Source organism: Clostridium sp. 1001283B150210_160208_E6 (assembly GCF_015669365.1).
Lineage (GTDB): Bacteria > Bacillota > Clostridia > Clostridiales > Clostridiaceae > Clostridium > Clostridium paraputrificum.
The window spans coordinates 116,196-125,495 of the sequence record NZ_JADPAA010000009.1 but is presented as its reverse complement, the minus strand read 5'-3'; the positions used below and the strand labels follow the sequence as shown (position 1 = coordinate 125,495).

Below are 9,300 nucleotides of genomic sequence, written 5' to 3'. Positions count from 1 at the left end.
ATATGGTGCGTCTTAAGAGATTCGAACTCCTGGCCCACGCCTTAGAAGGGCGTTGCTCTATCCAGCTGAGCTAAAGACGCATATTTTCTCTTTCGAGAACGAATATTATTTTATGATATCTCTCCGCATTTGTCAAGATTTTTTTTAATCTTGTTTTGGAAAGTGGTCGGGGTGACAGGGATCGAACCTGCGACCTCATGGTCCCAAACCACGCGCGCTCCCATCTGCGCCACACCCCGGTATCACCGGCATCGCTCTCTCGCGACGACAATGATTATTCTACAGTATGACCATTAATCCGTCAATACCTTTTTTAAAAGAAAAATATATATTATTGAATTATAAAGAAAAATCGACCTAAATAAAGATAATTTAAAATTTTAGCATCTTTTACACTCTTACTTTTCTACATAATACTACAAACATTTTACTTCTTTAAGTCTAACATCCTTTACTTTTTCATTTTCTATATCAATATACCCTATATGTCTACCTCTTAATTTAGGGAGAGATATACTTCCTGGATTCATAAATATAATGCCATCCTCATTTAATATTAATTGTTCATGTGTATGCCCAAATAAAACTATATCAGCTTCAACCTCTTTAGCCCTATAATACAAATTAGTTAGGCTATACTTAACTCCATATAGATCTCCATGAGTAATCAATATCTTTTTGCCTTCTAAAACAATTATATTTTCCTTAGGATAATTATTAGTAAAATCACAATTTCCTCTTACACCATATACTTTTCCCTTAAATCCATTAGTTAATTCCTCAATATCTTCTGAATTATCACCTAGATGTATTAATACATCTGCAGATTTTATATATTCTTTTGCTATATTAATATATTTTGCAACTCTATGTGTGTCACTTATCACTGCTATTAACAATTCATTCCCCACCTTATATAAACTTTGCTATCTTATCTTTTAGTTCTTTTAACGCTACTCCTCTATGACTAATTTCATTCTTCTCTTTTCCTGCTAACTCCGCAAATGTTTTACCTAAAGGTTCATAATAGAATATAGGATCATATCCAAAGCCATCTTCATCTGGTAATTCCTTAAGAATTTTTCCTCTTGCTTCTCCTCTTATTCCTATATACTCACCATTATCATCAATTAAAGATATATGGCAAACAAAACAAGCCCCCCTCTTTTCAAAAGGAACATTATTCAAATTTCTTAATAACTTAATATTATTTTCTCTATCATTGCCATGTTCTCCTGAGTATCTAGCAGAATATATACCTGGCTCACCATTAAGATAATCTACTTCTAATCCAGAATCATCTGACAGCACAATAAAACTTTTCTCACCTTTGTTTCTTAAAAATTCAGCTATTTCACTAGCTTTTTTCTTAGAATTTTCTTCAAAAGTTGTTCCATCTTCTACAACATCTATATCAATATTTTCTTCTTTTAACGATCTTATTTCAAAAGGCATTCCGCATAACATAGATTTAATCTCTTCTATCTTATGTTTATTGTTACTTGCTATTATTAACTTTTTCATCCTATTTTTCTCCCCCAGTACCTATCCATAGTGCATCCATCTTTAATGCTTCTTTTTGGACATGAATCATTTGTTTTATTCCCTTCTCACCTAAATCTAATAATTCATTTAATTCAGCCCTAGTAAAAGGACTATCTTCTCCAGTTCCTTGAACCTCTACAAAAGCACCTTCATCTGTCATAATTACATTCATGTCAACTTTAGCATTAGAATCCTCTTCATAACATAAGTCTAGTAGCATATCCCCGCCTACTATTCCTACGCTTGTTGCTGCAACAAAACTTCTTATTGGGTATACCTTGAAAGGCTTTTCTCTATGAAGTTTATTAACTGCATCTACCATAGCTATAAAAGCTCCTGATATTGATGTTGTTCTTGTTCCTCCATCAGCTTGTATTACATCACAATCTATCCATAATGTTTTTTCACCTAAAGCTTTTAAATCTACAACTGACCTTAAAGCTCTACCTATAAGTCTTTGGATTTCCATTGTACGTCCATCAACCTTTAGTCTAGCTATATCTCTTACCTTCCTTGTACCAGTTGCTCTTGGAAGCATATTATATTCAGCTGTAATCCATCCTTCTCCTGAACCTTTTAGGAAAGGTGGCACCTTATCCTCTATTGATACATTACATAAAACCTTTGTATCTCCAACCTCTATATAAACAGATCCCTCTGCATATTTTGTATAATTTCTTGTTACCTTTACTCTTCTAAGTTGATCTTTTTTTCTATTATCTATTCTCATTCTTTCACCTTCTAGTTTTATTTTATATTAAATAACTCATCCCTTTTAGGTTCTTCCACCTCTAATTCTACCCCATTTGATACTAAAATTCCTTTATTTTTTGTTACTTTTCCAATAATAGTTGCTTTTATCCCTTCTCTTTGTAAAGCATCCACAACTTTATCTCCTTCAGAAGAAGTTATTAACATACTTCCAGAAGAAATTAACCTTAATGGATTTATTTTAAATTCACTAACTATTTTTTTTGTAACATCTAACATTGGTATTTTATCTTCATATATAATAAACCCTTTATTAGAAGCCATAGATACTTCAAAAAGTGCTCCTAAAAGCCCTCCTTCTGTTATATCGTGCATTGAAGTCACATTATACTTAGAGGCAATTTTTCCTTCCTTTAAAACACTTATATAATCAATAAGTCCCCTAGCTTCATCTAATTCTTTATCTGTTAAAACATGCTTTAATCTATTTTCATAATCATTTGCTAAAATAGAACTTCCTTCTAATGCAATATATTTAGTAATAATTATGTCATCTCCCTCATTAGCCCCAGCTGTACTAATAGAGGTTCCCTTTAAACTTTTTCCAATAACAGTTATAGACACAATTAACTTATTTACAGCAGAAGTTACTTCCGTATGACCACCTATTACTTCCACATTTAACTTTGCTGCCTCTTCACTTATCTCATTCATTATATTCTTTATGTCCTCTAATGATGATGAAGTTGGTGCCATAATTGTAACTAACAAAGCTACAGGCTCTCCTCCAGCAGATGCAATATCATTACAATTAATATGCACTGCTAGTTTTCCTACATTCTCTGATGCCCCTGTAATTGGGTCTGTTGAAAATATCCCTTCATAATCACCAAAATTTATAACAGAGCAATCTTCTCCAACATCATTTCTTATAGTAACTTCGTCCCTCTTAACTTTTCTACTATCTAAAATTATATTTCTTAAATCATCAAAATTTAATTTTCCTTCTTTCATCAAAAAAATCTCCTTTAATTTGGATTTTATGCACTATTTCATAAACTCTCTCATATTAATTAATAAGAATAATAAATATGAGGTGAATAAATTGAGATATATAGGACCATTTTTCAGAATGAACAGTCTTTCTCAAAATGATATAAGTGGTCAACTTTTTCATCTTTCAAAAGAAGCTATAAAAACTATAGTGCTTAACTCTAAGTGTGGGATAACCACTTCATTTAGGTCATCAAAAAAATCTTCTAATAATGATATTAGCATATTAAACAATTTTTCTCCACTAATATGCCTGTACAGGAAATCATCTCCAGTATTTATTCATAACAAGACATCTCATGGATTTGATGAGGATACATTTAAGAAGGATATAATTCCTGCTACAAACGCATTAATGACCTTAAGCATCTTAGAATTAAGTAACTACTATAGCAATTATAATAAAGGTTCACGCAGATCTGATTCACTTGAGAATGCTTACAAGCACCTAGCGAAGGAACAGCTTAGCTTTTATTACGAAAACTTAAGAAACTCTGAAGGAGTTTTTGTAGAGAAAAAAAATTTATCAGAAGGAAATTCAAAGGGCTATAACTTAATAGATAAAGATAAGAAATTCAACTTTTCGGATCAAGCTTTTATGATGAATGCATATTATCTTTACTCTCTTTATAATCCTGATGATCCTATAAGTGATGACTATAGAAACTTTTCTCTTCAAATATTAGAAATGTTTGACGATTTTAAAGATGCATTATATAACCTTTCTTTTGAGGAAGGATGTAAAATCCTATTAGCATTTAATGTATTCTATAAATTCTCAAATGAAGAAAAATGCAAAAATCTTATAATAGATTTATCAGATTTCCTAACAAATAAATTTGATGAGAAAGATTACTATGTTTCAGCATTAGATAGTTGTTCACTTTTTGCTATTGCTTTAAACGACTCATATAAGAATACTAATATTATCTCCTTTAATGAAAAATCTGAAGAAATTCTTTATAAGTTAGAAGGGCTTTATGATAGTGAGAAGGGAATCTTCTTAAAGTTGACAGACAAAAAAGAAGTAAAATATTCTTCTTTTGAAATATGTTTCTACTTTTTGGCCATACTTTTACACTCAAGGAGCTCAGATAATCAATTAGAACATAAAAATATGATATCTAATTTATATAGAAAATATTTTATAAATTCTAATCTTATATTAAGTTGGCCAGAAGCACCTACTTTAGACGAAACAGAACGTTACCGTGGATTATCATTAAAATCTGCAGATATGCTAGATGAAAGTTTCTTTAGAATGCCTAATTTGCCTACTCCTGAAAGTTCAGGTATGGCACCTATTTTTACTAAATCTATTACCTATTCTAAAAAGAAGAACTCATTTAGCCGCTCTAAAGATACATTTGATAGTAGTAAAAATATGCTGATTTTCTTTGTTTTGATACATTATTTAAATGACGATGTAATAAATGAAATGAATTTTAAAGATGATATTAACCTTTCTCCTATAAGAGAAGAAGAACCAATAACAGTTACTGAAGATATATTAGACTCCGACAAGGACGATATCATAGAAGAAATACCTGATGAAACAAAAGAGCTGGATTAATTCCAGCTCTTAATTTTCCTTACTTTCAATACTAGAGAATTCAATATTTCCATTCCCGTCCACACTAATATTGCTCACCTTACTTGATACAGCAATATTCTCATTAGAAAACATTACAGGAATTATAGTACAATCATTAAACAACTTTTCTTCTATCTTTTTAAAATCTTTAGAACCATCATTTATCTCTTCTTCTAAAATTAACTTTTCATTATCGTTTAGAAAGGCAGATAACTCTGTATAAAATTCTTTTTTTTCATTTGAATTAGATTCAACGTTTATAAGAACTATATCATATCTTTTCAATAAATCTAAATCATCTAAATCTTCAGCTTTAACAAGAGAATATTTTAGGTTAATAGAAAGATTATCTTTAAACCAAGTTACTAAGAACTTGCATAAATCTCTACTCTCATCTGAATCTTCTGCTAATAGGGTTAAAGACTCCATTTTTTCTAATTCTCCATCTTGATTGATGCTTACTTTCCTTGTTTGAAGCTTAGTCAGATCCTCTTTATCCGCTCTAAAATAACTACCCTCAGCTGACTCTACTCTTTCTGGATTGGTATCCATAAATTCGTCAGTTGCTTTGTAAATATGTTTATATATTTCTCTTCTAGAAGACAAAGATAATCCATCTTCATTGCTATTTATAGATAAATAATACCCTTCATCAGATGAAAATGTTAACAGCTTATTTTCATTTTTTAACTTTTCTAGCTGACTATTTGGAGGGTTGATAACTACATCTCTCTTTCCTATCTCAAAGGATGCCATGGCTAATTCCTCATTATCATCTTTAACTAAATCTATGATGCTTGGGCCTTCCCCCCATTTATTTTTTGATAAAGTCACCTTATTATCATCAAAAGCCGTAATCATATAATCTCCACTATAGAGCAATTCATTATATGTATCCTTTATATTACCCCAAACAGGCAATAATTTTCTTATTCTATATTGAGGTTTAGTAAGGTCATCTAAGAATTCATCGTTCTTTTTATTTAATCTTATTTTAATGGAATTATCTCCTGTTGTTATTGCAACTCCTTTATCAAAAGATCCTTCTCCATCCCTAAATGCTTTTGCACCATAAACATCTAATATCGCTTTTATATTTTCTTCATCTTCTGATTTTATTAACTCTTTAAAAAATCCTTTTATATCATCAGGAGTAATCTTATCCCCATTACTCCAATATATATTATCATTTAAGATAAATTCATATTCTATTCCATCATCTTTTACATTTATCTCTTTTGCTAATTCAGAAACAATCTCACCTTTTGAGTCCTTTTTTATTAACCCCTTACTAGTTGCACAAATAATATCCTCTTCTCGCTTTGATAATCCCGTAACTTTTTCTAAATTGTCAGCTATACTAGCAACACTATAAACTATAGCGTCTGAGCTAACAGAGGTATCTGTATTATCTACTTCAACAAATCCTAAAACAAATATTATTATAAAAATTCCCACAATTAAAGGGACAATAACTTTCTTCATATAGCTCCCTCCTTAACTCATCAAGTATCTATGATTATATCCATGAATAATATCTAATAATCACTTTTTTAATATTAACTTTAATAATAAATATTTATTTTATGTGCTATAATGATAATATATTTATTCGGGAGGTTATGCTATGTCTATATTATTTGGCGCAAGTTGTGTAGTTGCGATAATCTTTATGGTAACATTTATGTTTATTGGTATATGGTTATTTATCACAGCCTTAAAAGCTTATCGTCAATTAAAATACAAGAATTATATTTTAGAAAAGATTTATCAAAAGCTAGACTTTTTATCTCAAAACCAAAGCAATTATGTAACGGATGATAAAGCAGACTTAATAACTTCTGACTTTATGGATTTCTTTGGTGTAGAAAATGAAGATTCATCTAATATTGATAACATTAAGGACTTCGATAGAAAAGATAAAACAAGCGGACTTTAAATAGAAAAATCATACACGCTACACGCATGTATGATTTTTTATTTTTTGTTAGCATATTTATATGTTTATATATTTTTATGTTTTTAACTTTTTTTATTTATATATTTATATATTTATATATTTTTTAGGTTATAAAAAAACATAAATAGAAGAAGCTGCCTTTAAGCAGCTTCTTCCTATCTTACTAATGAAATTGAAAATAAAAGAATTAAACTAATTAAAATACTTATAGCTGAATATGTTATTCTCTTACCACCATTCTCGTTTAACCAAAACCTTAATGCAAGCAAGGCCATAGTTACTGCTGATCCAACTTGTATTGGCATATAAGAATTAAAAACTTGCCCTACATAAAAAAACTGATAAGATGTCATAAGTGTACATATTATTAATCCACAAGTTATTATAGCTGATACTAAACTTAATAAATTAATTATTCTTTTCATTTTACTTACCTATAATCTCTTCAAATTCATCTTCTGAAATTACTTTTACTCCTAGGTCAATAGCTTTTGTAAGTTTAGAACCTGCTTCTTCGCCTGCTAAAACATAATCAGTTTTCTTACTAACACTTCCAGACACCTTTGCTCCTAATGACTCTAACTTTTCTTTAATACTTCCTCTTGTATAATTCTTTAATGTTCCTGTAACAACTACTGTCTTTCCTACAAATGGACTCTCTATAATTTCTTTTTCCTCATACTTTGGTCTTACACCAAGTTCAAGAAGTTCATCTATAGTTTGTATTACCTTCTCTTCTCTAAAGAATTCTAATACACATTTTGCTACAATATCTCCTACGTCTTGTATATCTACTAATTCTTCAAAGCTAGCATTCTTTATTCCATCTAAAGATTTAAACTTAGCAACTAAATCCTTTGCTGTCTTAACTCCTACATTCGGTATTCCAAGAGCATATATAAATGCATATAGTTCACAATTTTTACTTTTCTCTACTGCATCAAGTAACTTCTGAGCCTTCTTTTCTCCAAACTTCTCTAGTGTTACTAATTCTTCTTTTTTAAGTTTATATAAATCAGAAATAGATTTAATATTTAGCTTTTCAAATAATTGTTCTGCTGTCTTTTCAGAGAAGCCTTCTATATTCATAGCTTCTCTTGAAGCATAGTGAACAATACTTTTTACCATCTGTGGTTTACAAGACAATGTATTTTCACAGAAATAATGTGCTCCATCTAACACTAAATGGCTTCCACATGCAGGGCATACTTCTGGCGGAGTAATTTCTTTAGAATTATCTACACTTTCTTGAACTACTCCCATTATTTCAGGTATTACATCATTAGAACGCCTCACAAACACCTCTGCTCCAATTCTAACACCTTTTCTTTTTATATCGTCCATATTATTAAGTGTAGCCCTCTTTACCGTTACACCGGCCAATTCAACTGGCTCAAGCAATGCTGTAGGTCCAACTCTACCACTTCTACCTACATTCCACTCAACATCTAAAAGTTTAGTTGTTGCCTCTTGAGCTTCAAACTTATAAGCTATGGCCCACTTAGGGAACTTAATTGTATATCCTAACAACTCTCTAGTTCTAATATCATCTATAGCTATTACTAATCCATCTATGTCATAATTCAAATCAAATCTAATATTTTTTATATATTCTATTTGTTTTTCTATTTCCTCCATAGATGTGCACACTTCTAAATAATCATCAACTGGAAGACCTTTTTCTTTAATAAATTCCATCATATCTAAATATGTTTTAAAGCCTTTTCCTTCTTTATATCCAACATCATAGAAAAATGCTGATAGATTTCTATTAGCAGTTTCCTTAACATTTAGGTTTCTTAAGGCACCAGCTGCACCATTTCTTAAGTTCTTAAGTGGTACTTCTGCTTTCTTATTATATTCTTCAAAGGCTTCAGTAGTCATTATAGCTTCACCATGAACCTCAAATACATCCTTAGAATCTATCTTTAATGGAATAGATTTTATAGTTTTTACTTGTGCTGTTACTTCTTCCCCTATTTCTCCAGTTCCTCTAGTAGCAGCTGTAACAAGTACACCATTTTCATCATATGTTAAATTAATAGTTAATCCATCAAACTTTTTAGTTAATACATATTTTAAATCTGGTAAATCTTCACCTTGAGCTCTCATAGCTTCTATGAATTTTTTATTTCTATTATGCCATTCCTTAAGTTCCTCTACACTTTGAGCTTTATCCATACTCCACAATCTGCCTTTATGAGTATACTTGCTAAATCCTTCAAGAACAGTATCTCCAACCCTTAATGTAGGAGAGTATGGAAGAATATATCCAGTCTCCTCTTCCAACATTCTTAACTCGTCATATTTTTTGTCATAATCCTTATCAGAAACTGAAGGTGCATTTAATGTATAATATTCATATGAATATCTGTTTAACTCATTTACTAACTCTTCAATTCTTTTATTCTTATCCATTAATGGATTCCTCCTAAAT

General features: G+C 30.3%; 9 protein-coding genes and 2 tRNA genes. 2 read left to right on the top strand and 9 right to left on the bottom strand.

Annotated features, from left to right (window positions below; genetic code table 11):
- Positions 1-3: 3 nt before the first annotated feature.
- From I4V16_RS11135 to I4V16_RS11110, 6 genes are all read right to left on the bottom strand, one after another.
- A tRNA-Arg gene (locus tag I4V16_RS11135) sits at positions 4-80 on the bottom strand.
- An 83-nt stretch (positions 81-163) separates the two neighbouring features.
- A tRNA-Pro gene (locus tag I4V16_RS11130) sits at positions 164-239 on the bottom strand.
- Between the two features lie 177 nt (positions 240-416).
- Complete coding sequence (locus I4V16_RS11125; protein ID WP_099330030.1) at positions 417-899, bottom strand: metallophosphoesterase; 483 nt, start codon at positions 897-899, stop codon at positions 417-419.
- A gap of 13 nt (positions 900-912) precedes the next feature.
- Complete coding sequence (rdgB, locus tag I4V16_RS11120; protein WP_049177458.1) at positions 913-1,524, bottom strand: RdgB/HAM1 family non-canonical purine NTP pyrophosphatase; 612 nt, start codon at positions 1,522-1,524, stop codon at positions 913-915.
- Between the two features lies 1 nt (position 1,525).
- Positions 1,526-2,275, bottom strand: coding sequence for a ribonuclease PH (rph, locus tag I4V16_RS11115; RefSeq protein ID WP_099330031.1), 750 nt, complete (start codon positions 2,273-2,275; stop codon positions 1,526-1,528).
- Between the two features lie 17 nt (positions 2,276-2,292).
- The gene (locus tag I4V16_RS11110; protein WP_049177455.1) at positions 2,293-3,270 is read right to left on the bottom strand and encodes an AIR synthase family protein; all 978 of its coding nucleotides are present in this window, start codon (positions 3,268-3,270) and stop codon (positions 2,293-2,295) included.
- A 91-nt stretch (positions 3,271-3,361) separates the two neighbouring features.
- Between I4V16_RS11110 and I4V16_RS11105 the strand changes: the two genes are divergently transcribed.
- Positions 3,362-4,882, top strand: coding sequence for a hypothetical protein (locus I4V16_RS11105; RefSeq protein ID WP_111937996.1), 1,521 nt, complete (start codon positions 3,362-3,364; stop codon positions 4,880-4,882).
- 9 nt (positions 4,883-4,891) lie between these two features.
- Here the strand turns inward: I4V16_RS11105 and I4V16_RS11100 are convergent, their stop codons facing one another.
- Positions 4,892-6,388, bottom strand: a complete 1,497-nt coding sequence (locus I4V16_RS11100) for an ABC transporter substrate-binding protein (RefSeq protein WP_195573466.1) — start codon at positions 6,386-6,388, stop codon at positions 4,892-4,894.
- A 142-nt stretch (positions 6,389-6,530) separates the two neighbouring features.
- Here I4V16_RS11100 and I4V16_RS11095 point away from each other — a divergent pair, with 142 nt between their 5' ends.
- The gene (locus tag I4V16_RS11095; protein ID WP_099330036.1) at positions 6,531-6,842 is read left to right on the top strand and encodes a hypothetical protein; all 312 of its coding nucleotides are present in this window, start codon (positions 6,531-6,533) and stop codon (positions 6,840-6,842) included.
- A 176-nt stretch (positions 6,843-7,018) separates the two neighbouring features.
- Here the strand turns inward: I4V16_RS11095 and I4V16_RS11090 are convergent, their stop codons facing one another.
- Together I4V16_RS11090 and ligA are read right to left on the bottom strand one after the other, a co-directional pair.
- The gene (locus I4V16_RS11090; protein WP_099330037.1) at positions 7,019-7,288 is read right to left on the bottom strand and encodes a hypothetical protein; all 270 of its coding nucleotides are present in this window, start codon (positions 7,286-7,288) and stop codon (positions 7,019-7,021) included.
- 1 nt (position 7,289) lies between these two features.
- A complete protein-coding gene (ligA, locus tag I4V16_RS11085) occupies positions 7,290-9,281 on the bottom strand; it encodes an NAD-dependent DNA ligase LigA (protein WP_195573464.1) in 1,992 nt (663 codons plus the stop codon).
- Positions 9,282-9,300: the final 19 nt, after the last annotated feature.

Coding starts and splice junctions, on each gene's coding strand:
- rdgB (WP_049177458.1), bottom strand. CDS start 1,524: ATGAAAAAGTTAATAATAGCAAGTAACAATAAACATAAGATAGAAGAG.
- rph (WP_099330031.1), bottom strand. CDS start 2,275: ATGAGAATAGATAATAGAAAAAAAGATCAACTTAGAAGAGTAAAGGTA.
- I4V16_RS11110 (WP_049177455.1), bottom strand. CDS start 3,270: ATGAAAGAAGGAAAATTAAATTTTGATGATTTAAGAAATATAATTTTA.
- I4V16_RS11100 (WP_195573466.1), bottom strand. CDS start 6,388: ATGAAGAAAGTTATTGTCCCTTTAATTGTGGGAATTTTTATAATAATA.
- I4V16_RS11095 (WP_099330036.1), top strand. CDS start 6,531: ATGTCTATATTATTTGGCGCAAGTTGTGTAGTTGCGATAATCTTTATG.
- I4V16_RS11090 (WP_099330037.1), bottom strand. CDS start 7,288: ATGAAAAGAATAATTAATTTATTAAGTTTAGTATCAGCTATAATAACT.
- ligA (WP_195573464.1), bottom strand. CDS start 9,281: ATGGATAAGAATAAAAGAATTGAAGAGTTAGTAAATGAGTTAAACAGA.